At 29.7% G+C, this 23,841-nt stretch carries 25 protein-coding genes; 4 read left to right on the top strand and 21 right to left on the bottom strand.

All coding sequences use genetic code 11. The features are described 5' to 3' along the window. Positions 1–207: 207 nt before the first annotated feature. The 4 genes from EBB51_RS13605 (at position 208) to EBB51_RS03060 (ending at position 2,703) form a co-directional block, all read left to right on the top strand. Complete coding sequence (locus tag EBB51_RS13605; RefSeq protein ID WP_190285313.1) at positions 208–357, top strand: hypothetical protein; 150 nt, start codon at positions 208–210, stop codon at positions 355–357. Further along, entirely contained in the window at positions 312–1,115 is an 804-nt protein-coding gene (locus tag EBB51_RS03070; protein ID WP_123053104.1) for a hypothetical protein, read from the top strand. The genes EBB51_RS13605 and EBB51_RS03070 overlap by 46 nt, the downstream gene beginning before the upstream one ends. A 38-nt stretch (positions 1,116–1,153) precedes the next feature. Beyond that, a complete protein-coding gene (locus tag EBB51_RS03065; protein WP_123053103.1) occupies positions 1,154–1,462 on the top strand; it encodes a hypothetical protein in 309 nt (102 codons plus the stop codon). 92 nt (positions 1,463–1,554) lie between these two features. Continuing rightward, entirely contained in the window at positions 1,555–2,703 is a 1,149-nt protein-coding gene (locus tag EBB51_RS03060) for a site-specific integrase (protein ID WP_123053102.1), read from the top strand. Positions 2,704–3,055: 352 nt separating this feature from the next. Here the strand turns inward: EBB51_RS03060 and EBB51_RS03055 are convergent, their stop codons facing one another. The 21 genes from EBB51_RS03055 to EBB51_RS02955 all read right to left on the bottom strand — a co-directional run bounded on the left by EBB51_RS03055 (position 3,056) and on the right by EBB51_RS02955 (position 23,833). Next, on the bottom strand, positions 3,056–3,565 hold the full coding sequence (locus EBB51_RS03055; RefSeq protein WP_123053101.1) for a helix-turn-helix domain-containing protein: 510 nt from the start codon (positions 3,563–3,565) through the stop codon (positions 3,056–3,058). Positions 3,566–3,686: 121 nt separating this feature from the next. Continuing rightward, positions 3,687–4,778, bottom strand: coding sequence for a hypothetical protein (locus EBB51_RS03050; RefSeq protein WP_123053100.1), 1,092 nt, complete (start codon positions 4,776–4,778; stop codon positions 3,687–3,689). Positions 4,779–4,791: 13 nt separating this feature from the next. Further along, positions 4,792–5,766 carry a hypothetical protein gene (locus EBB51_RS03045; protein WP_123053099.1) on the bottom strand — a complete coding sequence of 325 codons (975 nt, stop codon included), beginning with the start codon at positions 5,764–5,766 and terminating at the stop codon, positions 4,792–4,794. Then, positions 5,756–7,414, bottom strand: a complete 1,659-nt coding sequence (locus EBB51_RS03040) for a hypothetical protein (RefSeq protein WP_243103897.1) — start codon at positions 7,412–7,414, stop codon at positions 5,756–5,758. The genes EBB51_RS03045 and EBB51_RS03040 overlap by 11 nt, the downstream gene beginning before the upstream one ends. Before the next feature lie 143 nt (positions 7,415–7,557). Continuing rightward, on the bottom strand, positions 7,558–8,889 hold the full coding sequence (locus tag EBB51_RS03035) for a recombinase family protein (RefSeq protein WP_123054963.1): 1,332 nt from the start codon (positions 8,887–8,889) through the stop codon (positions 7,558–7,560). Beyond that, positions 8,834–10,123: a recombinase family protein gene (locus EBB51_RS03030; protein WP_123053097.1), complete on the bottom strand. Its 1,290-nt coding sequence runs from the start codon at positions 10,121–10,123 to the stop codon at positions 8,834–8,836. Before EBB51_RS03030 ends, EBB51_RS03035 begins: the two co-directional genes overlap by 56 nt. An 85-nt stretch (positions 10,124–10,208) precedes the next feature. Next, positions 10,209–10,913 (bottom strand): N-acetylmuramoyl-L-alanine amidase, encoded by a 705-nt coding sequence (locus EBB51_RS03025; RefSeq protein WP_123053096.1) that lies wholly within the window; start codon positions 10,911–10,913, stop codon positions 10,209–10,211. Further along, positions 10,906–11,313 (bottom strand): phage holin family protein, encoded by a 408-nt coding sequence (locus EBB51_RS03020; RefSeq protein ID WP_123053095.1) that lies wholly within the window; start codon positions 11,311–11,313, stop codon positions 10,906–10,908. The genes EBB51_RS03025 and EBB51_RS03020 overlap by 8 nt, the downstream gene beginning before the upstream one ends. Positions 11,314–11,353: 40 nt before the next feature. Then, entirely contained in the window at positions 11,354–12,712 is a 1,359-nt protein-coding gene (locus tag EBB51_RS03015; protein WP_123053094.1) for a hypothetical protein, read from the bottom strand. Between the two features lie 77 nt (positions 12,713–12,789). After that, positions 12,790–13,911 (bottom strand): hypothetical protein, encoded by a 1,122-nt coding sequence (locus EBB51_RS03010; RefSeq protein ID WP_243103896.1) that lies wholly within the window; start codon positions 13,909–13,911, stop codon positions 12,790–12,792. A 2-nt stretch (positions 13,912–13,913) separates the two neighbouring features. Next, complete coding sequence (locus EBB51_RS03005; RefSeq protein ID WP_123053092.1) at positions 13,914–15,767, bottom strand: phage tail spike protein; 1,854 nt, start codon at positions 15,765–15,767, stop codon at positions 13,914–13,916. 95 nt (positions 15,768–15,862) lie between these two features. Then, complete coding sequence (locus EBB51_RS03000; protein ID WP_150131712.1) at positions 15,863–16,834, bottom strand: hypothetical protein; 972 nt, start codon at positions 16,832–16,834, stop codon at positions 15,863–15,865. 195 nt (positions 16,835–17,029) lie between these two features. Then, positions 17,030–17,734 carry a distal tail protein Dit gene (locus tag EBB51_RS02995; protein WP_123053090.1) on the bottom strand — a complete coding sequence of 235 codons (705 nt, stop codon included), beginning with the start codon at positions 17,732–17,734 and terminating at the stop codon, positions 17,030–17,032. Continuing rightward, complete coding sequence (locus EBB51_RS02990; RefSeq protein ID WP_123053089.1) at positions 17,734–20,178, bottom strand: phage tail tape measure protein; 2,445 nt, start codon at positions 20,176–20,178, stop codon at positions 17,734–17,736. The genes EBB51_RS02995 and EBB51_RS02990 overlap by 1 nt, the downstream gene beginning before the upstream one ends. Before the next feature lie 201 nt (positions 20,179–20,379). Beyond that, positions 20,380–20,664, bottom strand: coding sequence for a hypothetical protein (locus EBB51_RS02985; RefSeq protein ID WP_123053088.1), 285 nt, complete (start codon positions 20,662–20,664; stop codon positions 20,380–20,382). A gap of 44 nt (positions 20,665–20,708) precedes the next feature. Continuing rightward, a complete protein-coding gene (locus EBB51_RS02980; protein ID WP_123053087.1) occupies positions 20,709–21,290 on the bottom strand; it encodes a major tail protein in 582 nt (193 codons plus the stop codon). A gap of 3 nt (positions 21,291–21,293) precedes the next feature. Beyond that, complete coding sequence (locus EBB51_RS02975) at positions 21,294–21,623, bottom strand: hypothetical protein (protein ID WP_123053086.1); 330 nt, start codon at positions 21,621–21,623, stop codon at positions 21,294–21,296. Further along, the gene (locus EBB51_RS02970; protein ID WP_123053085.1) at positions 21,620–22,006 is read right to left on the bottom strand and encodes an HK97-gp10 family putative phage morphogenesis protein; all 387 of its coding nucleotides are present in this window, start codon (positions 22,004–22,006) and stop codon (positions 21,620–21,622) included. Before EBB51_RS02970 ends, EBB51_RS02975 begins: the two co-directional genes overlap by 4 nt. Then, positions 21,999–22,325: a phage head closure protein gene (locus tag EBB51_RS02965; RefSeq protein ID WP_123053084.1), complete on the bottom strand. Its 327-nt coding sequence runs from the start codon at positions 22,323–22,325 to the stop codon at positions 21,999–22,001. The genes EBB51_RS02970 and EBB51_RS02965 overlap by 8 nt, the downstream gene beginning before the upstream one ends. Positions 22,326–22,331: 6 nt before the next feature. Beyond that, positions 22,332–22,607, bottom strand: coding sequence for a head-tail connector protein (locus tag EBB51_RS02960; protein ID WP_123053083.1), 276 nt, complete (start codon positions 22,605–22,607; stop codon positions 22,332–22,334). Between the two features lie 23 nt (positions 22,608–22,630). Beyond that, positions 22,631–23,833: a phage major capsid protein gene (locus EBB51_RS02955; RefSeq protein ID WP_123053082.1), complete on the bottom strand. Its 1,203-nt coding sequence runs from the start codon at positions 23,831–23,833 to the stop codon at positions 22,631–22,633. Between the last annotated feature and the right edge of the window lie 8 nt (positions 23,834–23,841).

Here is a 23,841-nt window from a genome sequence, read left to right as displayed (position 1 = left end):
GCGGTAGAACTATTAATTAATGATAAAGATATAGATAAATGTTGTTTGGAAAACATATGCATAAATCAACTAGCTGACTATTATGGTGTTCCTGAACAATTGGTTAAGTATAAATTTGAAAAATAAATTAATAAAAAATACACTTTGGTATTCTTACTTGATAGTCTATAATAAATAATATAAAGTAATAACGTTGAGGTGTTTATTATGTTTAAATTCAAGAAATTAATTAATGACATAAAAAAGCAGCAACATCAAACTACAGATGATCTTGATAGGAAAACCACTGCATTTAATAAGGAGTGGGAAAAATGGGGAAACAAGAACAATACGAAAATAGCGAAGAAATTACCTTAATAGATTTCTTATATAAAGATACAAACCTAATAAATTCATTTTACTCTCAGATTTTTGGCGGCGACATAATGACTCTTAGTAAATCTGAAATATGTGCTGACGAAAGTTCTAATAATATTGGAGGTAGCATTAAAATTGCTAGCGGATCAACATCTTCAAAACGCTCAGATACTCAAAACATTACAAAAAACATAAATCCATATGATTACAAAGTGCTTGAGTTACTACAACGATTTAACTTGACTATTCATTCATTAAGTGATGCTCATGAAGGTTCTATAATTGCAACTAAAGGCAAACTAACGTACCGTGATTATAATATCATAGATCAAATATTTCCATTTATTGAAAAGAACAAATTGGTTCCCGAATTTAATACACCTATAAATCCAAATATGCGCGGGAAAAATAAAAATAATACTTTAGGCAAAGCTATACAGGATATCATAAAAATGATTCCTTACGGATTGGAGTTTTCAGTAGAGACAACTACAGATGAAACCGCTACTTGTATTATAAACAAAGAATATTTAACAATATCTCCTGATGATTTATTTAGATCATACGGGAATATTATCCCAAGCATTTGGACTATAATCGGAATACTAGATGTTACTGAACTTAATACTATAAACAACATGACAGAAGAGTTTAAAGGTATTATTGATGGTACTAACTCTGTATTTGCTTCAATGGTATTAAAAAATAATGCAAATGTAATACGACCTATCGCAATATATAGAGAACTATCAGTATAAATTTACCAAACACAGATTATACTAAATCATAGAAAGGAATGATATTAACGGATAAGGAAACTTTGTCTGCCATCAAACAACTATTAAGACAGGAACTATCACCTATTAAATCTCAACTTAATGAAAGCACTCAAATTCTTAAGGCTTTGGAACATAATTCAGAAGTGCATAAAACCGATATTAGTAATTTAACTCATCAAGTTGCAGAGCTTCAAGGTACGGTTAAAAATATGTCTAATAATATAGATAAGAATTCTTCTGATTTAAATGAAACAAATAAATCTCTGCTTGAAATGTATGGCGCACATGAAGCTGAAATAAGAACATTAAGACGTAAATCAGTTTAGATATAAAATATATTCATAGGAGTTAATCTCCTATATATTTTTAATATTTGTAGGAACATGTGTTCCTAATTTAATAAGAAAGGATGATCATAGTGCAAGGCTCAGTTAGAAAAAAAGGTGGTAAATGGTATTATAGTTTTGAGGTTGGTCGAGTAAATGGAAAAAGGAAAAGAGTTGAACGCGCTGGAGGATCGACTAAAGCCGAAGCCGAAAAAGCTTTAAGACAAGCTTTAAATGAATTTGAAAAATGTGGTTCTGTAGTTGACGAAAGTAATATTTCCACAGCGGATTATTTTGACTATTGGTACAAGGAATACGTACTTGTAAATCTTAAATACAATACCCAGCAAGATTACAAAAGAATTATTAATAAACATATAAAACCAGCTTTGGGATCCTATAGATTAAAGACTTTAAAGCCAAGTACACTGCAAGGCTTCTTAAACAAGAAGTATGTAGAAGGATTCAGTAAAAACTCTATACGTGGATTTTATGGTGTACTTTCAGGGGCATTGAAGCAAGCTGTGTATCCTTATCAGTTCATAAAACAAAGTCCTATGATATATGTAAAAATGCCAAAGTTTGATAATATCGAAAATGAAGATAAGCTAAAAATAATTACAATAGATCAATTTAAAACAATACTTAAAAGATTTCCACAAGGAAGCAATTTCTATATTCCACTGCAGATAGCTTTTAATACTGGAATGAGAGCTGCAGAAGTTTGTGGGCTTACTTGGGGTTGTGTTGATCTAGAAAACAAAAATATAAGGGTTGAAAAAATATTAATTGGCAAAGGTAAGGGCATATGGGAGTTTGGTACTCCAAAAACTAAAAGTTCTCATAGAACTATTGATATTGGAGATACCTTAGTTAAAATTTTAAAGCGCCATCAAACATGGCAGAAAGAAAATAAATTAAAATACGGAAGATATTATGCAAATTCTAATTTTGTCTGTACTAAAGAAAATGGTGAACCTATAACTACCGGTAGTTTAAAGTATTTAAGCCGTGTAGTCAATTATGAGCTTGGAATAAAATTTCACTTTCATTCATTAAGGCATACTCATGCTACCATGCTTTTAGAATCAGGTGCACAACCTAAAGAAATTCAGAAACGACTTGGTCACAGCAAAATATCAACTACAATGGATACTTATTCTCATGTTACAAAAAAGATGAAAAATAATACTATAAATATACTAAAAAATGAAGTATTAAAAAAACTTCCGACATTATAAAATTTTAGTCGGAAGAATGTAGGAATTTTGTGTTTAAAAATCTTTATATGCTTTGTAATACCGCTTATTTCCTAGATAGTTTAACAACCGTCTCCACATGTGTGTAGACAAGCCGTAAATACATTTTCGCACAAAAAGCATATTTTTTTCGGGGGGCTTTAGTATTTAATGGGGGTCGAACTAAAAAGTGTAACAAATTCAATCCTTCTTTAATGTATTATTGCCTTATAAATAAAAAATCTTATTAAAATAAGCTAGAAATTATAACTTTAAAGCTACTTTCGGCTAAACACTAACTTCTCATATTCTAACCCTAAGGCTTTTCAATACTATTTTTTACCCTAGTAAAATTTTACTCATCATTTGTTTTAAGCAATAAATCTTTTACCCATTTAGGTATTGAAGGAATACTTTCTCTTTTAAATAATTTTCTTAAAATCTCAGCAGCATCTTCTTCTCTCCAAAACCTATCTCGAATATAGCACTCATGGCTACAATATTTTCGATTTTTAAATCCTTTAGACTCATAGTCTTTGCCACAATATTGGCATTTAAGAATATATATTTTTCTATGCCCTTTTTCCCATTCTCTTTTACATTCTATACTGCAGTATTTTTTTCTTCGGCCTGTTTGTTTTTGCTCAAGTTTTTTCCCACAATAAAGGCAAATCTTGTATGTGAATTCATCAATAACTATTTTTTTATGGGATTCTTTAATATCAGCTGCTTGACCATTAAGACCATTTCTTTTACAAAACGCCCTAATTGTATCCCGCTTCAATCCTAATGCTTTTGATATCTTCTCATAACTTAAACCCTGGCATCTCAATAATATTATTTGATCTCTTTCCTCATTCGTCATTTTTCTATTCCTCCTTAACAAATAGTAATCTAGTAATTACTCTAAATTTCATATTTGTCAAATAGAATTTACTGTACGGCACTTATATTTACTAATTACTTTTTTTATATTAACTTACACATTATGCTTCTCTAGCTTTTTTTATAATACTCTTTATATCCATATATCCTATTACATTGTGAATTATATCCTTTTCAAGTACATATCCAAACTCTTGGCAGATTTCATCAACCTTATTAACAAGTTCTTCTATTATCTTAAGTAATTTTTTATTATTGTTTTGAGATGTGACACTAACAATGCATTCTTCAAAAACTTCATCTGGTATTACATATGGCTTACTATGTGGTTGATACTTAACATTAATTATTCTTCCATTTGTTAATAATCTAATATGCCCAATACACTTATTTACTCCAGTATTTTTCTTAATTATTTTACAAACAGGAATTTCACATATTACAACTGTTTTAAACTCAAGTGGTTGTAATATCTGCTCTTTTAATATATCATCTGAAACAATTCCAGCTTTAATTTTTATTGTCTCTATAAACTTCTTTTTCAATTCTGATTTATGTTCCCTTGAATATATCCACATTTTCCCATATTCTTTTTTAAAATCACTTACTATATTGTATAACTCAAATTTATCAACAAGTGATTTATATTTATCATATTCTTTTTTATCATCAAATACATTCTCTAATTCTTTTTCTATTCTATTTTCAATATCCTTGAAAGCAGATTCAAGATTTTTAATAAACCCTGAAAAACTTGGCATTATTGCAGTAACTGTAATTTGCTTATCCTTTTTTCGTTTGCATTTATTATCCAACTGCACATCTTCTTCTGAAAAACATAGTTCTATTTTATTAAATTCCATAAACGGCATTCCTTTAATACCTGAATTCCCCAAACTTATTCCATATTCCTTAACTATATTTATAACAGTATGAATTCTATAACTTAATAATGCATACATTTTCTCTTTGCCTTTTAATTCTTTTCCCCTTTGATATGGTGGCAACGACTCTTCTGGTATCTTATATGAATCTATTTCAGACTCACATATAATAAAATCTTCAGTAAATTGCAAATCCATAGTATATTTTTTGTTCTTATCAAATTGTTGAACTTTATCTTCTAATTCTTTACTAATCTTTTTTTCTAGCTCTTTATCAACTAAATTAGTATCTTTAATAGTTATTTTCATTTGTATCTCTCCTTTACAATTCTAAGTTTTGTGAAAATTCTAAAATTTCTTCGTAAAATTCTGATTTACTATAGGTCTTTTCAACATAATCGCAATACTTTAAAATTAGTTTTCTTTTATTATCACTGATACCTGACATATTACGTAAATCATTAACATACTCTAAGACTTTATTAATATTCTCCCATTTATCAATATGGTTTTTTATTTTTTCTTGCATTTTTTGTTTCTTTAGCAATTTTTCTTTTTCTTTATGGGCTTGATCTTCACGCATCTTCTCTTCTTCCCATTGTTTAATTTCTTTTTTCCTCTCTTGTTGTTGCTTTGCCATCTCTTGATCTATAATAATTTTTTTAGATATTGCATCTTCTCTTAATTTATAAAACAAATCTATTAATTTATTTTCTATAGTATGCGATTTATAAAACTCTATAGTCTGTAATAATTTCCAAGTATCCTTTTTATTTATTTCTTCACCAAAGACTTGAAAGCACAAATCACCAGTATATTCCAAATCGTATAAAGGTCTCATTTTTCTTTCCTCTATTTTTATCTTATCCCTTAACTTAACTTGCTTTTCATATAATCTACATTTGTATCTACTCTCTAATAACGTAAATATTGTATTATCAGCATTTTGCATATTGTCAACATATACTTCACCACCAATTTTATAAATGCTATTTATAAAACCACTCATAAAGCTATATGTTTTATCCCTCATTTTTTCTGAAGTATCTATATCTAATACAACTGTTTTTCTTACATTTGAGTAAGTGTAAATTTCCCCTTTCAGCTTCCATCTTATATTAAAAGGTAGGTTTTCTAAATACTTGTCTTTATTTATATTTTTCCTATTATTCATCTCACTACTATGTTCTTCAATCATGCTGCAATAATTCTTTTCTGCTAATGTAACATTAATCATTTTAACCCATGAGTGAAACTCAGTTTCATCATATATATCTATTGCTCCACTACTTTTCATTAATATTACCGCCTTTTTTAAAACTAAATCCAACACGATACAGTATATCTATTAACCCTTCAAGTACATCTTCATTTTTAGCTTTCTCTGGAATTAAATATCGTACTTTACTATCCTGTACAATAGTAGCCAAACCCTTCATAAAAATTGATACTGTTGGATATTCATGGGCACTTATGTATGCATGTTTATTGTCTTTATCATATATACTCCTATAATTACTCCAACAATCAATACTATTAAGATGAATTGCTACTATAAAACTTCTCATTGAAGATAAAGCATTAATTGTTTCTTCAATTTTTTCCTTCAAAATATTTTTTCTATTACTATCAGTAAAATCCACTGATAGTTTTAATCTTAGATTTAATTGTTTACATGTATTATGTAATTTAATAATATCCTCTATATTTGAAAATAAAAATTCTTTTCCTTTACTTCCTTTCGTATTCCCATTTATTATAGCTATTTTAGTATTAGTAAATCTACGTAAACCTTTCTCGAATACCTGATAACTATCAAAAAACTTTTCTTTATTATATCCTACTGTTTTATACGGGGATTGAAATTCTACAAGACTAGGAGTTCCGTATCTTTTAAAGCTACTTTGTATATTTTTAATTATAGATTCTAATAATATATTATCTTTCCATATTTCATCATTGTTCTTTCGATAAGCTATCCTTAATATATAATCTTTTCCTGGATCCTTCTCAATTAAACCATTAACTGTTTCAATATATTTACCCGAAGTTACTATTTCGGGTGGGTAATTAATATTAGAAATCCGAACTGGTATAAATACACACTTTCTTTTTGATAACTTTACTCTATTGGAATCAATGCAAAGTTGAACATATTCTGGCCAATAATCTAAATCTCTTATTTCGTCATTTAACCAGCAATACATTATTAGCATTTCAAGTTCACCTTTATTATCCTTAATAAACTCCCTATGCTCATTTCTAACATAAATAGTATTAATATCAAATGGATTTTCTTGATACCTATAGTCATACTTATTTATATGATAAAAAGTATCTGTATCCCTATCATACTCTGTAACCACGTAAGTTTCATAGTAATGATATGCTATTTCGCTTGCATAATTTAATAAATTTACATCATATTTCCTGAATACATATTTTACCCAATCCACTAGTGCATTATCAAGTTCCTTCATTTCAGAAATAGATGGACATTCATTTTCATGTTTTTTATATTCTCGTGCCATCACAGATAATTTATGACATAATGTTTCATTCATAGGAATATTTAATTTTTTTTCAATAACATACTCCGCAACCCTATCATAATCCTCTTCTTTATAAAATAACTCACTATCTTTAATTTCTTCATAAGCTTTAGCAATATATTTATCCAATCGTTTTTTATTATCTAAATAGTATGAGATTATATAGTCATATGTTTCTGGATATCTTTTTTGTATATCCTTCTTAAACTTCTCTACTGTTTGTTGTATTTTTGTTTGTTCATAATCGTAATCCTCTAAATTCAAATAATTATTAAAATAATCTGTTACATATTTTATAGCACTTGCCATATTCTCTGAATGTTTTTTAAAGTCAAATTCATCAATTCTATCCTCCTTTTTTCTCTTTGAAATATACTCCTCCAATTTGAGCATTTTCTCCCCTCCATTTCTTCTTAAAATTATTATGAAACATCTTTCTATTTCAATTATACTAATTATTTTCTTTCTTTTTCTATTTAATAAAGAAAAAAATGACTGATTATGACAAAAATTATCACAATCAGCCTCTTATTTTATTATTCAATTACAACCTCAATCTCAGTCCCATCAAGCAAACTTACAATAATCTTCTTTCCATCAAACACCGTCATCTTCTCTACTATCCTAAAAAATAAATCCTCATCAAACTCTTTTATTGGTTTTGCATTTTTTAAAATTCCCATAAATTGCTTTGCCTTATATCTTACTAAAACATTGTCACTTTTTAAATGTTCCTTCCACTTTTCCATGAAATAATCTTTATTTTCAATCATGGCATTGAAGGTATCTATAAAAGCTTGATATAAAACCTTATCATCTATATGTTTATTATTACAGCCTTTCTTCCCTTTTTTAATATATCTTCTATTACATCTCCAAACAATTCTCCTGCGTAATTCATTTGTGGAGTTCCAAACCTTTCTTCCAAAAACATTGCCGCAGTGTCCGCAAATAATTTTCCCTGCAAAAGGATTAGTTATTGTAGCATAATCTACTTTTACAATATCATGTTCTTTAGCAAAAATTCTTCTTCTCTCCATCTCGAGTTGTACTGCCTCCCACATTTCTTTATCTATAATTGCTGGGTGGCTTTCCTCCACATAATACTGTGGAACTTCCCCATTGTTTTCTGCCCTTTTCTTGGTAAGGAAATCTACTGTATAAGTTTTTTGCAGTAGTGCATCTCCCTTGTATTTTTCATTTGTTAATATTCCTCTTATAGTGCTTTCATACCATTTAGTTTTTCCATTCCAACCTTTAATTCCTTTTTCTTCAAATTCTTTTGCTATTCTATTTGTACCTTTTCCATCAAGATAATCCTTATAAATTCTTCTTACAATCTTGGCTTGTTTTTCATCTATTATAAGATTGCCCTCCTCATCTTTAGTATATCCTAAAAATTTTTTATGGTTTATGTGCAGCTTTCCTTGTTCAAATCTCCTTCTTATTCCCCATGTTGAATTTTCAGAAATTGAGCGACTTTCATCTTGAGCCAAGCTTGCTAAAATGGAAATCAATACCTCTCCTTTAGCATCTAATGTATTTATATTTTCCTTTTCAAAAATGACTCCAATGCCAAGTTCTTTAAGGGTTCTTACATAATTTAAACAATCCAAAGTATTACGAGCAAATCTTGATATGGATTTTGTTATAATTACATCTATTTTTCCTGCCTTGCAATCTCTAATCATTTCATTAAATTGTTCTCTCTTTTTTGTGTTAGTTCCTGAAATTCCTTCATCTGCATAAACTTTTACCATTTCATATTCTGAACTATTATTTATAAAATTAGTATAGTAATTTACCTGTGCTTCATAGCTTGATAACTGTTCTGCTTGGTCTGTTGATACCCTGCAATATGCAGCCATTCTCTTTTTCTGTGACTTTGCTGCTTGTACTATGTTGGTTCTGTTGGATTTTGCTGGTATAACTGTAATACTTCTTGCCATTTCTAAATTCCTCCTTTACTACAGTTTCTTCCTTTATATTAAGCTTGCTTATAACTTCATCATCTATTGAAGTTCCCATGCAAGCATTCTTTCCATTTTTAACGTAGTTGCTACACTGCCATACTATCTTTTTGCAAGAATGTTTAGTGTTCCATGTTCTTCTTCTTAAGGTAGAACCACATTTACTGCAGTAAAGCATTCCTGTTAGTGGATATCTTCTCTTATACTTTTTTGTATCTCCTGAAATAATCCCCTTTTTCTTTGCTCTCTTTTTAATTTCTTCTTGAACAGTTTCCCATGCTTCTCTTGAAACTATTGGTACATGATCATCTTCAATATAATAGCTTTCAACTTCTCCGTTATTCTTAACTTTCTTTTTTCTTAAATGATCTGATGTATAATATTTTTGAAGTAATGCATCCCCTTTGTATTTCTCATTTTTTAGTATTCTTAAAATAGTACTGTCTCTCCATGTTCCACCGGCAACTGTAGGAACTCCTTCTTCTCTAAGACCTTTTGCAATTGTAAAACATCCTTTTCCGCTTAAGTATTCATTAAAAATTCTTTTTACTACCTCAGCCTCTTTAGGATTTATAACTAAATCTCCATACTCATCCTTGTCATATCCCAAAAATCTTTTAGTATTTATAATCATTTCTCCTTGCTGAAACTTTTTTCTCATTCTCCATTTGATGTTATCACTTACATTTTTGCTTTCCTCTTGAGAAAAAGAAGAAAGGACAGTGAGCATTAACTCACCATCCCCTGATAAGGTTTCTATATTTTCTTTTTCGAATTTCACCTCAACACCTATATCTTTAAGTTGTCTTACAGTTTTCAAAACTATAGTAGTATTTCTTGCAAACCTTGATATAGATTTTGTTATAATTAAATCCACTTTTCCATTTCTTGCAATTTGCAGCATCTTTTGAAACTCTGGTCTTTCTTCAGTAGTTCCTGTTATTCCTCTATCTGCAAATACTCCTATAAACTCATAGTCTGGATTAGCCAATATAAGATTTTCATAATATTGTATTTGATTTTCTAAAGATTCTTCTTGCTTTTCACTATCTGTTGAAACCCTTGCATAAGCACATACTCTTTTCTTTTGATTTTGCACTTTTAAAGTAGGCTCAATAATTCTTACACGCAATGTAAATCCTCCTTTCTATCAAATTTGTACTACTATATATCACTCTAAATGTGATAGAAGTCAAGGTTTATGGATTTATAAAAAACTACTTGTTAAAAATCATAATACAAGCATCAAATCCTGCTGACTTTAGCTTCTTAACTTGCTTTTCTGCATTATCCCTCAGAGCATATGATCCTGCCATAACCCTATAAAGAGTTTGTCCACTTGCAGATTGCTGCTTTTTATAAGTTGTTGATTCGTTAACTTCATTTCCTTTATAGTTTATACCTAGTTGAGCCAATATAGCTTTAGTTATTACCTTAATTATTTCATTCCTTTTAGAATCAAAAATATTGTTATCTACACTGTTATCAATAAACCCAATTTCGATTAAAACTGCTGGGCATCTAGTTTCTCTTAATACATGATAATTAGCAGTCTTTACTCCTCTGTTAACAAAACCAACACCTACAAGTCCAGCTTGTATTTTTTCAGCTAATGCTTTAGCTCTTGTACTTGCACTTAAATAAGTGTAAGTTTCAGCACCCCTAGCCTGTTCTGGTTTAAAAGCATTTCTATGAAATGATATAAAGTAATCGTAGCTATTTCTACTTTCAAAGCTGCTTCTACCATTAAGACTTACTGTAGCATCTGAAGTTCTTGTTTCATCAACTGTAATTCCATGTCTTCTAACTTCTTCTGCTACTGCTTTACCTATATTTAAAACATCATTAGATTCCTTTCTTCCTTTGTAACAAGCACCTCTATCTTCTCCACCATGTCCATAATCAAAACATAATCTACTCATTCTTCTCCTCCTTGTTCAACTGTGCTAAAATATCTTGAAGTTTTTTAGGTACTGGAAGTCCTATCTTAGCTGAATTTTCCATAATGCTTATTCCTTCATTGGAGATATAAAAAAATATAGTAGCAGTACGAATTGCACTACCGTTCTTAATCAATTGAACATCTACTATATTTCCTATCCCCACAAATACAAAAATTAAGACCTTTTTAAAGATGCCCCTAAAACCTACCTCACTTGATAGCTTTTTCTCTAGCACTGCTACCATAAGTCCTGTCAAATAATCAATGATAACAAAGGTTATGAGTGCATACATAAAGCCATCAACCCCTCCTGAAAACCATCCAATATAGCCACCAATAGTAGCAAATATCATTTGTATTGTTTCAATAATATTTTTCACTTTTAAAGCCTCCCTTTTACATAATTAAAGCCCACTCAAATCAATGAGCAGGCATATCTAACGGATTTACATAGTCACAAGTAAAATCATATTGAATTTTCATTGTATTAACTGGCGTTTTTGTTACTGGTTCTGGTAAAAGCGTATGGGCTGAAGCTGGTACAATATAATACTCATCTATACTTCCGTTATTATAATCATCAAACACAAATAATGTTTGAGTATTCTTATCCCAACTTATACTGTAATATCCATCAGATGTAAGTCCTGTACTTCCATAAATATTTAAATCACTATTTAACTGGATGCCCCTATAATCATTAATTATTACATATAACCTGTTGTTTGGTATTCTCGTAATATAAAGTCTAGATCCTGTCCCAGTATATACTTCTGCTTTTTTAACAAAAGTACCATCCTTATCATACATTGCTACGCAGCTTCTATAATCTCTGCTATTACCATCCCTATTAATGCATCCATTATAAGTTATATATACATTGCTTTCTGTAGCAACAATATCATAATAATAAACATCATAAACCAAATTATCTGGTACTTTAGCACTTTTTGAATAACTTCCTATTACATTAAAACTCTTATCTAACTTTTTAAACGAACCATCTTTTATAAGTAACCAAAAGCATTCACCATCGTAAGCCATAGCTTTTGCTTCTACTTTAAGTATTACATCATTTTTCTTCTCAGCAGTAAATTTGTCATACACATTAATTTTAGTTTTATCTGGCTCTAATGCATAAAGATTATTCTCATCAGTACATAAATTATAATAGGGTATTGAATGAGTTTCTTTTTTTATAGTTCTCTTTTGATAAGTACAATTTATTCTTGGAGTTTGTGCTGAGCTATCATCACGCTGACCTCCTGTCCAATAAATACTTTTAAAGGTTCCATTAGCCGCATGAGTTGGAAAATCAAAAACAAAGTGTTTTACTCCTTTTCCATCCTTATCTTCTCTTGACCATTCCCCTTTGTTTACAGTTCCCATAAGTTCTGAATCACCGCTATATGTGTACCATGCATCAGCATAACCAATAATATTTCCCCATGTAAAATAATCATAAGGATCTTCCTCTATATCTCCTGAGGTTAAAGCTAAAACTCTAAAAGGATAAGTTCTAAATATATCTTCAAGTAACCCCTCCTTTCTATTATCAAGCATTGGGTAATAATACCCATCTAAAAAAGCTGGATTTGCTAAAACCGCTGTAATTCTATTTTCACTTTTAGCTTCATAAATTTGTTTTCCAGTTAAGTCATCATAAATCTTTACTGTAGCTATTCCTTGAACTGGCATTATTAATTTCTGCTTTATTTTTTCTATTCTTCTCCCTGTTAAAAAATCCTTACTATATGAAATACTTTCTTTAAAAGCCATGTTTTCATCTCCTCTCAACTACATTTAGAACTTATTTTATTAAGATATATTTTGTATTATTTATGTTTGTGTAATGTTTACTTTGTTTCATAATTAAGAGTTACTTGCTTTAATTTCAACTCATCACTACTTGATGATATTTCCATATAAAAAGCAAATCTTAGTTTTTTACTTTCTAGTCCTAAATTATTCCACTGACTTTGATTAATTCCTTGAAGTGTATCTATGCTCATTCCATTATTTTTAACATCCTCTAAATTGTTTTTATCTACACTTATCCAACTGCTGCCATTCCACGATTTAAAGTTGCCCCCACTATCAGTGCTTACAATAAACTTTATAAGTCCATTTCCCTTATTCACAGCTTCAACTACTGCTTTATTTATAGCAATAATATAATCTTCATTAAATAAAATATCTTCCTTCATTTCAATTAATGTAGGTTTAGGTACTAAAGTTTGAACTATTGTAGGTGCTACCATCTTTTCTGCATCGCTCCAAATTTTAAGGACTAGTTTAGTATTAACTATTCCAGCCCTTTCTTTGTGAAGAATATCATCTCCATAATTTATAAACTTTTCTTTAGTAAGTGGTAGTTCCAATACTTTAACATATTGCTTTAAGTTATCATCCCATCTCTTTATATCATTACCATCCAACATTAAATATTTTATCTTAGCTTGAATATAAGAACCTTCTTGCACTAAATAAGCTTTACCGCCATCTTCTGAAGGAATAAAAGCATAGGAAATTCCTGCTTTAAAATCTAAATCAATTCTTCCTTTACTAGGATTTTCAAAGCTATCAGTTCCATCTTTTGTGGTTTTTTCAACTACTAAAACAAAAGCACTGTCATTATATAAAATAACTTCCCAAGCTATATTATAATTTCCTTTGTATGACCAAGAATTAAAACCTTCCCATCTAATTCTAAATATTGATTTCCCTGCTTCCGTTTCTTTTGCATAATAAATTTTATCTGCTTTTGTATCTCTTCTATTAACTTTTAATTCTTCATTAGATCCTGTAAAGCCAAGCCATGAGTTACCACTTATCTTTAATGTATTTCTGCAATTTTCCCCATTGTAAAAAAAATCAAAACCTATATCTGGAATTGACTTTGTATCATCATCTATACTCGAAGCTAAAAGCGTCATACCTTCATGCCCCTTAGCTTCAATAATTTTTGAACTATACAACTCTATTTCACCTCCAAGTTCTCAATTGCTTTAACTTTATTTAAATCCACTAATTCTAAGCTATACATAATTCCAGAATCTATTGTTTCCTTTTGTGCTAATGATTCATAATTAGTTTTAATATATAATCCCTTATCATCTATAATAGTTATATTTTCATCTCCTAAATATTTATTTTGGAACTGTGGATTAAAATATAAAATAGCTCCATATTTTTTAATAAATATATCATAAGTTGTGTTCATGTATTTATCTTTAAAAAGCTTTCTTTCCTTAATCATATATTCATTAAAAATTACTGGTATGGGTTCTTCAAAATCAATTACTTCATCACCTGCAAATATCTTATCAAAATACATTCCATTAATATTAACAAGTGGCTGATATTCTTTAACTTCTGCATGAGGTGGCTCTGCACTAAGTCCGCCTTGAAGATTTCTACCATCAATCATACATTGAAGATTAAACTTTGGTATTTGTAAATTTCCATTATCAACACATAAAAAAATACCTAAATAGTGAGCACCACTTTTAACTTGTGGTATTCCTATAGGTATTCCTACAATGTTATCTCCTTTTAAAAGCTTTTGTTTTGGTGTAAATGTAATGTCTTTTCCATCTAGTTGAATTTGAATTGTAATTGTACATTCATTATCTGCTATGCAATATAATGATATATTCATAGAAAGATTAGTTGAAGATACTGCTGATATTCCTAAATACACTGGCTGAATCTTACTTGTACCAACTGTAAGCTCCACTGGATTTGCATAATAAAGCATTGAACTAAAAGATTCGGCTACTTTGTTTCCAAGTTCATCCACAGTAGTTTTAATTTCTGATGTATCCATTTGATTTAAGATATTATCCTTAGGCTCACCCAGTTCTACTTTTGCATTTAATCCCCTAAGTACATCTTTCTTTATTTTTATAACTGGAACTTTAATATCTATATCAAAATCTTTGTATCTTACAATAACCTTATCTCCTACATTAACCTTTTGAAGATGCTTATAATTTTCATATTCTTTAGTTTTGCTAAGTTCTATAAAATCCACTTCAATATTAACTTTACTAAGACCTATAGTTTTTATACTTTCCTTAGCCATTGCTCTTAAGGTTACTTCATCTTTAGCATCTTTAAATTCAATCTTTTTAACTATAGGAAAAGGTGGATATTTATCACTATTCCAATTAGGCACATTTATATATTTTTCAGTAAGTTTTATACCATTATAGCCTAATGGATAAAGCTTTGTAACAACATCTGTAGTATCTGAGTTGAATTTAATTCCTATAATATTTTTACCCTCTGCTATTAAAACTCCTGAGTCTTTTCCTATACTTTTTAAGATTTTTATATCAAAGTTATCTCTTTTAATCTCTCCACATTTCCATCTCACAATTATAGAAAACAAGGCTTCAACAGGATTGGTTTGCACAAAATAAATAGTGTTAGCTAAAATAATATCACTATCAACTTTGTATGTAAGACTTAAATCTCCTGGAAGTGCTTTTTCCATAGCAGTTTTAATGCTACAATTTACAGCCCTGCTATCTTCTATAAAATAATAACGAAGGTCATAGAAGATATGCTTTGCAAAAACCTTTAACATCTTGGTATCTTTACTTTCTTTGAAAACTCTATAGATTCTAAAAAGCTGCCCATCTGCTTTTATTATATTCCACTCTTCAAGGTACTTTGCTTTGCGTGCCTTGGCTGGATATTCAAGTTCTAATTCATAATCTCCATTGAGTTCTTCTGTAATAAAGCAGCTTATAACTTGGTCTAGAACTCCAAGGCCATTGGTTTCAAAGTTACCTTTTGCGGTTTTCTTGTCATAAATGCATATCAATCTATCACCTCCTGCCTTTTTTAGTTTTTATATAAAGAAAAAAGTTAAACTCCGTTCTCCATAGTTTAACTTAAAATTATTTAAATGCTATATTATTATATCCCGCTAAATAACCTATTAGTTCTTAATAATGTTTTCTTTAACTTATCCCTTTCCTTTACAATAATAGGTTCTAATTTATTTATTAAAAGATTATATGCTTCTTTCACACTTTCCTCGTCATTGATAATTATTTCTAAATTATTTAATTTTAAATATAATTCTTCTAAAATCAAATATGTTTCTGCACTATAAACAGCTAATAAATCAATATCAATTGTTTCCCATAAATTAAAATTCAATTTTAGTTTTGATTTTTTATTTTTATTATCTAATTTATCCGTCAATTTTTTAAATATCTTAAAATTCTCTAAAGATACTGTAAACTGATTTTCTTTTTCAAATATTAATATACAAAATTTATTTAAATACTTTGATTTTTCTTGTTTTGATAAATCATTATACTTTTTAACTTTAGAATACAAAAATTTAATTGGTTCATGTAATTTAGAATCTCGATGTAAAAAATTGCATAATCTATTCTCAAGTACTGCAAATTCATCATATATATTTTTATTTTCATAATAGGATAACTGTTCTTCTAAGCTCTTAATTTCATCATAATCACAATCATTATCATTTTCTATAGAACTTATTCCATATTGTATATTCTCTATTATTTGATATGGTGTATCACTATAAACATATTCCACACCTACTTGTTCTCCCATTTCATAAACTGGTTCTTCAACATAATAAGTTAATTCCAATTGTGTAATATCACAATATAATTTATATAACTCTTCACTATATTCCTTATCAATGTAAAATTGTTCTTCTAATATTTCTTTTTCTATGTATTCATTTAAGATTTTTTCTATATTATCTTTGTTTTGATTTAGTTCCTTTTCTAATTTTATAATTTTAATATATAATTTATTATTATCTTTCTTGTTTTTATACCTTTGAAACAACTTAAAACTTATATACCCAAAAATAAAAGTAATAGCTGCTTTCATTAATTCCAATATTATACTCCTAAAAAATTGTATTTTAGCTATATCCAATTCATTCATCCCCTTGTATAACATTATATATTATAATTTATAGTCTAAATTTATTATAGGTTATTAAGTATTCCTCAAGTCATCTTTATTACGTAATATATTTATTTTATAAATAATATTTCAAAAAACATTATAACATACAAATATATACCATTTCTATATCCATACTTCATTAACCCTAACTTCCACCTTACTAACGTTTTCACTAAAACCTATAATATTTTTTCCTACTTTAAACACTGGAAACTCCCCAATCATATCACCATTTTTTAAAACATCGTCTTTATAACAATCTTTTAATACTGAATCTACAGTTACATATCCATCTACCTTTTTTACAATAACTTCATCATCATTAATCTTTAGTTTTATATCTCCACTGCCATAAACCTTAATTACAGGTTCACTTTCAAAAGTTCCTTCATTATATATAGTAGAATTATTTTTAGTTATTGTAATTATTTTTTCTTCTACTGAATACTTAAAAGGCTTGCAGTTAAAAATTATTGGAAAACTTGATGTGTATTTTAGTGCTTGTTTAAAATCAATGGCATTTACTACTTGTGCTATATATTTTTTATTTAGTTCAAAGCTGAATATTAAATCACTTTCTCCAGTTATGACTAGCCATTCTTTTATCCTATCTATTTTTTCTATAATATCTTTTTTATCTATGATTGAGCATTCAAGGGTTATTGTAATATCCTCATAAGTTCCTTCATCAAACTTTAAGCTTGAGTTTCTCCCTGGAATTATAACATTGGATACTCTTCTTTTAGGCAGTGGTATGTTAGGTCTTTTAGCTATTAATATTCCAAAATCTGTGTAGCTATTTTTATTACCAAATGTGAAGCTTAGCATTATACACCACCCTTTCCTAAAGAAACTCTTTGACGATAAAATTCAAGTTCATAGGCAATTTGCTCAATATCTTTATCTGTGTTATTTATAAAATTTTCTATATGAAGTGTTATTCCGTTATTGTTTTGTGGCTCTTTATTATATTCTAAATCTTTAGGCTTAAAACTTGCCATTTCAGCTACTTCTGGATTTATTTTCATATCAACTGATAGACTTTTTATTGCATCTACTACTAAGTTTTTACTTTTATTTATTCCTTCAGCAAGTCCACTCATAAAGTCTGGCATCCAACTTTCATAATCTGTAAGTGGTCCCTCATCTGGAACTGAAAAGTGTAGCAAACTTCTTATTTTATTACCAACACCACTTACTGCATCTCCAACAGATCCAATCATACTTCTGATACCATTAACCAAGCCTTGTATCATATCTCTACCCCAACTATACATCTTAGATGGTATATTTTTTATAAAATCTATAGCATTATTCATACCATTTACTATAGTTGATTTTACATTTCCAATTGTACTGCTTACTCCTTCTCTCATTCTTGAAAACATATTTGCCCCATGAGTATATAATTTAGAGGGAAGTTGTGAAAACCAATTTAAAATGCCATTCCAGATGTTTATTATTCCTTGTTTTATGTTGTTACAAAGATTTATTACTGTTTGTTTCAAACTATTCCACGCATTTACAGCTACATTTTTTATAGCATTCCATATATTTGTTAAAGCTGTTTTTATGTTATTCCATATGTTTTCTATATCTGATTTTAATTTTGTAAAATTTCCTGTAACAACATCTATAACTATAAGTACAGCCCCTAAAACAATGTTTTTTATTGCATCCCATACATTTTCAAATATAGTTTTAATAAAATCTAGTGCTGGCTGTAGAAATGATTTTATACTGTTTAATCCATTTGTTATAGTTGATTTTAAATTATTCCAAGCATTAACAGTTGATGTTTTTACATTTTCCCACACGTTTGTTATAGTTGTTTTTATATTATTAAAAGTTGTGGTTATGCCTTGCCAAAGCTGTGTAGCTTTAGCTTTTATGGTATCCCAGTTTTTATATAAAAGCACACCAACTGCTACAAGTCCTGTTATTGCAATTACTGCTATTCCAACTGGTCCAGTTAAAATTTTCATTGCTCCTCCTGCAGCTCCAATTGCTGTGCTTGCTTTTCCAAATATACTCGCTAAACTTCCACCAACAGTTATTATTTTACCTATAATAGATAATACTGGTCCAAGTGCTGCAACCATCAAACCTATTTTCACAATTAACTCTTGCTGTCCTTTTGAAAGGCCTAGAAATGTATCCATTATAGGCTTTATTGCAGCCATAAGAGTTTCCAATACTGGTATTAAAACTTGACCAAACTGTATTCCAAGCTGCTCTGCTTGTTGTTTCATGGTTCTTATTTTATTTGTAGGTGAGTCCATAGTTCTGCCTAAATCACCTTGAGCCTTACTTGTACTTTGCATTATAAGACCAAATCTAGCAGTTATCTTTTCTTGCTCTGTCATCTCATGACCTTGTTTTGCTAATCCTTCTTTTAGGGCATATGTTTTTACTGCAGTATCAGAAATGTTTATACCAAGTGATTTTAAAGGTTCTGTTTCTCCACTTATTCCAGCACGTAGTTTTTCAAACGCCTCCTCTGGCTTTAAATTATAAAAACTAGCCATATCATAAGCTAGTTTTGTAAGTGATGTACTCATGTCATAGGAGGCTTGCTCTGTAAGTCCCATAGAATTTAACATAACATTAAATGTTGCCACATTATTACGTACTTCATAAGCATTAAGTCCTAAGCTTTTAGATAAATCTTCACTCCATTTTCTAGCACTTCCAGCCATATTGCCCATGGAAACCTCAAATAAGTTTTCTGATTCCACTGCATCCATAGCCATTTTTGTAGCTGCTGTTCCTGCCGCAACTAAAGGAGCTGTTACTCCTAAACTTAGCTTATTTCCAACACTTGAGAACCCTTCTCCTACAGTTTGCATTTTTCCACCAATACTATTGAATTTGTTTCCAACTGTTGTCCATTTGCTGCTTTGAGTTTCTATTTGTTTATTTGTTTTTGAAAGTTCATTCTCCATTTGTGAGAGAGTTTGTTTTGCTCTATTTAATTTTATTTCAAGTTCCTCTGTAGCTCTGCTGTCTTTTCCTTTAGTTTCAGCACTTTTATTATAAGCACCTTCTAAAGCAGTTACCTTTTGTTTTTGAAGTTCAAGCTGTTTTGAAAGGCTTTCTGACTTTAATTTAAGGCCATCAAAACCTTTAGCGTTTTCTCCAAGTGCCGCATTACTTGCTTTAAACTCACTATCTAGTACTCTAAGTTCTCTATTTATATTGCTCACACCATTTTGAAATCCACTAGAATCAAGTCCTATTTTTACAGCTAAACTTCCAATTTCTTCTGCCACTCTCTCACCTTCTCTACAATATATTTAAAACAGCATTTAAGCTCTGTTTGTATTCCTTATTAGCTCTGTAAATTAAAATATCAAAATAATAAAATATATCCATTTCATCAACATCATTTAGTGTCCAGCCTTGTTTCAAAAGTTCTAAATAAATTTCCTTTATAAAATCAAGCGGAGATAGCTTTTCTTGTGCTTCTCCGCCTACTTGTTTGGGAACTCATTTAATTTACTTCCTAGATTTCCCACTATTCCATTTATACTATTGTTTAAAGTTTCTATAAGTTTATCTGCATCCAATCCATCATAAAAATCATCCCTACTAAATTTATTACCATAAAGCTCTACTACAAAATCCACAAGTCCATCTAAATCTTTAATCTTCAAGTTATTAAAATTTATACTCTCACTTATTTCAATTGCACGCCTAAGCATTCTTGTTTTAACTTTAGGCATAACATATGTTTTATCATTTAATACTAATTCCAAAGTGCATTCCTCCTATATTTTACAATCTGATATTTTTATTTTTATTAAACTCCTTGTTTCACTGGTGCTTCATCATAAACTTTGCTAAACCAAGTATCTCCACCAGTAAATCCACTATCTTCATCAGCAGTATATTTCCACTTTTTATCTTCCCTCGTAACAAATACACCTTTAAGCTTTGGTGTATGAAACTTAGGCTTATCTTCTTGAGTACCATGTTCTTCTTCTAGTTCACTATATTTTCCTTTAAGAAGCCAAACGTATCTGTACCTTCCATTAGCCTTTTTAATCTTAAAACCTGTTGCCACATATGGTGCTATATCATCTGCTTCATAGCACATTACTTTAGTTGTAGCATCCAGCTTGTGTCCTAAAAGAACTGATTGAACTTCCAACGGTAAATCTTGAGTTTCTATTTCTACCTGAATTTCTCCCATGCTTGATACTGTTTCTACTGCCCTGTTATCTGCATAAAGTGTATCTGAATTACTCTTAGGGCTTACTTTAACTTTTATAGCTGGTGAAATAATTGCTGGTGTTTCATAAGTTTTAGTCTTTTCATTTGTTAGAACTGCATATACCAAATTTTCAACTCCTATAGGAGCACTATTTGTTATCTCATCCATGGCTTATACCTCCTCACTTTCAATAAAATATCTAATTGCTTTATGATATATTTTTGTATCTTTTTCAAATAAATCAGCCGCAGAAGTTTTCCTAAACCCTGCGACTTTCATTGCATTTTCTACCCTTTTATAAAGGCTTGTGTAATCTTTTTTGCTCCAAATATCTACTTGAATATAATGTCCTGTAACCTTTTCTTCATTATCGGCATACATCTCACCTTTTTCTAAATAACTGAAAAAGGTTATATAAGTATGCTCTTTTCCACTATATTTTTGAAAAGAAACTGGAACATTAAGAGGTTTTAAAGCTTTCATAACTAAATTGTTTATCACTTCAAGCCCTCCTTCAAAGTTTCAGCTATAGTTCTTTTTATGTTATCCTTATTTTTCTCATAAGCTGGTTGTAAAAAAGGCTTGGCAGGCATTTTAGAAGTTCCAAATTCTATAAATTTTCCATAAAATATCTTTGAATTATCGGATTTATCTATACCTACTAAGATATATTTAACTCCTTCTTTCTTTTTTACATTGGTTATTTTAAGTCCCTTTCTAAGCTTTCCACTTCTATCATTAAATGCATTTGTTGCCTTTACATCCTCAAGAACAGGTTCAGCCGCATTTCTTAGAGCTTTATTTTCAAGTCTTCCTACATTTGCTCCTATACTTTGAAGTTTATTTAATAATTCGTCGACACCTTGAAGCTCCATACTAGCCACTATTATCAACCTCCATAGCCTTAATTTCTATAAATTTATTCGCATACTTTATGTTATCTATAGAAGTTATGTTGTACTGTTTATCTCTAAATTTTATTCTCATGCTTTCATCTATATCCTTAATAAATCTAATAGTAAATTTCACAGTTTTCTCTGCTTGAACAGCTGCAGCTTCAAAATATTCTCTACCATGAAGATTTGATATTGCTGCCCATACTATTTTAAAATCTACCCATGCTTCTTCTTCAAAACCATTGTCATTTACTACTGTAGTAAATCTTTGAAATGTAACCCTATGTTTTAGATTTCCTATATCCATAGAGCATCACCAACTCTCTCTTCTATAAAAAAATAAAAGTCTTGTCATGGTTTCAATTACTGATTTCACGTCAAAAGTTTCACGCATCTCATACATATTTGCTACAGCATATAAAATTGCTTGTCTTACTGCTTCAGGTATTATTTCAAGCTCTGTTAACTTATATCTCAAAATATTTTCACACAGTTCTTCAGCTGTTAAAATAAATTTAGTGATGAGTGTATTTTCCTCATCACCATCTATTCTTAAGTAAAGTTTTGTTTCTTCTAAAGTTACCACCAAAATACACTCACCTCTTTAGATTTCTATTTGTCTTTCATTTGTAGAACTTTAATAGCCTCAGGAAGTATTAACTTACCATCAACTCTTTGAGTTGCCTTAAATCCAACTTGTCCTGTTGCTGCATATAGTTCATTTAATCTTTGGAATGATCTACCTTGTCTATCTGCTACCCAATAGTAACTAAAATCTCCAAAAGCTATAGGTTTTGCTCCTGCTCCTAATGTTGGTACATAAGCAGAAGTTTTTACTGGTCTATTCAAAACAGTATCCGGCTCCCCTGCTGTAACAGATGGCTGCCATAAATATTGTCCATTAGAATCCTTAAGTTTTCTTATAGCCTTTACTGTTGCATCATTCATAGTAAATACAGCATTTTTTCTATAAGGTGATTTTAAGGAATAAAATAAATCAATAATCTCATCTAATGTAATAGCTGTAGCACTTGTTGCTGTAACCCCAAGACTTGCTCCCCCAGTTGCATTAAATATTCCTGTAGGCTTTCCAGTACCATCCCCTATAAAGAATGCTTCTTCTTCTTTCGCTCCAATTCTTCTTGCAAATTCCTTTGCTATATAACTCTCTAAATTAAAAATACTATCATTAAGAAGTTCTTCTGAAACCTTAATCATAGTAGCTAATTTATATGCTCCTATTGAAACCTGACTAAATGCATCATCTGATTCTGGAATTGCACCTTCTTCATCTACCCAAGATGCTGTTCCTTTAGATGCAACTACTGGTATTTTCTTATCTCCTGAAGATGTAGTTATTACATTTGCAAGCTGTCTAAATATATTTTGTTCTTCTAAACTCTCAATTAATGTTTTTTCAAATTCATCTGGCACAAGATATCCACCTTCACTATCTGTACCTACTTGAAGTGCATTTTGAATATCTAAGCTATTTTTATTTTTCATAGCCCTCCAGAAGGCTTTTTTATATTCATCTGTTGCCCTGCCTGTTTTTGTTTCACCACTTAAATTTCCATTAGGAATATTTCTAATAGCAGTTGAAGTTGCCTTTGAAAGTTCCAAATCAAGTGCTACTTGCCTCTCAAGTCTATTTATTTCTTTTCCTAAGTTAACAACATCGGCTTCCATCTTTTCATAAGTTTCAGTGTCTTCAGCTGAAATAAATCCACTTTTATTTCTTTTGCTATCTAAAAACTTTTTAGCATCTTCCCATATCTTTGCTCTTTTTTCTCTTAATTCTAATATCTTATTCATTCTGTAGT

The sequence above is a fragment of the Clostridium sp. JN-1 genome (assembly GCF_003718715.1).
Classification (GTDB): domain Bacteria; phylum Bacillota; class Clostridia; order Clostridiales; family Clostridiaceae; genus Clostridium_AV.
Note: the sequence above shows the minus strand (reverse complement) of the source record. Positions and strands in the feature narration are given on the sequence as shown.

Excerpts from the sequence above, each read along its gene's own strand:
- EBB51_RS03035 (WP_123054963.1), bottom strand. The coding sequence starts at position 8,889 with ATGGCTGCATATTGCAGGGTATCAACAGACCAAGCAGAACAGTTATCA.
- EBB51_RS03055 (WP_123053101.1), bottom strand. The coding sequence starts at position 3,565 with ATGACGAATGAGGAAAGAGATCAAATAATATTATTGAGATGCCAGGGT.
- EBB51_RS02965 (WP_123053084.1), bottom strand. The coding sequence starts at position 22,325 with ATGGATATAGGAAATCTAAAACATAGGGTTACATTTCAAAGATTTACT.
- EBB51_RS03050 (WP_123053100.1), bottom strand. The coding sequence starts at position 4,778 with ATGAAAATAACTATTAAAGATACTAATTTAGTTGATAAAGAGCTAGAA.
- EBB51_RS02995 (WP_123053090.1), bottom strand. The coding sequence starts at position 17,734 with ATGCTAAGCTTCACATTTGGTAATAAAAATAGCTACACAGATTTTGGA.
- EBB51_RS03015 (WP_123053094.1), bottom strand. The coding sequence starts at position 12,712 with ATGGCTTTTAAAGAAAGTATTTCATATAGTAAGGATTTTTTAACAGGG.
- EBB51_RS03040 (WP_243103897.1), bottom strand. The coding sequence starts at position 7,414 with ATGCTCAAATTGGAGGAGTATATTTCAAAGAGAAAAAAGGAGGATAGA.
- EBB51_RS02980 (WP_123053087.1), bottom strand. The coding sequence starts at position 21,290 with ATGGATGAGATAACAAATAGTGCTCCTATAGGAGTTGAAAATTTGGTA.
- EBB51_RS03045 (WP_123053099.1), bottom strand. The coding sequence starts at position 5,766 with ATGAAAAGTAGTGGAGCAATAGATATATATGATGAAACTGAGTTTCAC.
- EBB51_RS03025 (WP_123053096.1), bottom strand. The coding sequence starts at position 10,913 with ATGAGTAGATTATGTTTTGATTATGGACATGGTGGAGAAGATAGAGGT.
- EBB51_RS03070 (WP_123053104.1), top strand. The coding sequence starts at position 312 with ATGGGGAAACAAGAACAATACGAAAATAGCGAAGAAATTACCTTAATA.
- EBB51_RS13605 (WP_190285313.1), top strand. The coding sequence starts at position 208 with ATGTTTAAATTCAAGAAATTAATTAATGACATAAAAAAGCAGCAACAT.
- EBB51_RS02955 (WP_123053082.1), bottom strand. The coding sequence starts at position 23,833 with ATGAATAAGATATTAGAATTAAGAGAAAAAAGAGCAAAGATATGGGAA.
- EBB51_RS03065 (WP_123053103.1), top strand. The coding sequence starts at position 1,154 with ATGATATTAACGGATAAGGAAACTTTGTCTGCCATCAAACAACTATTA.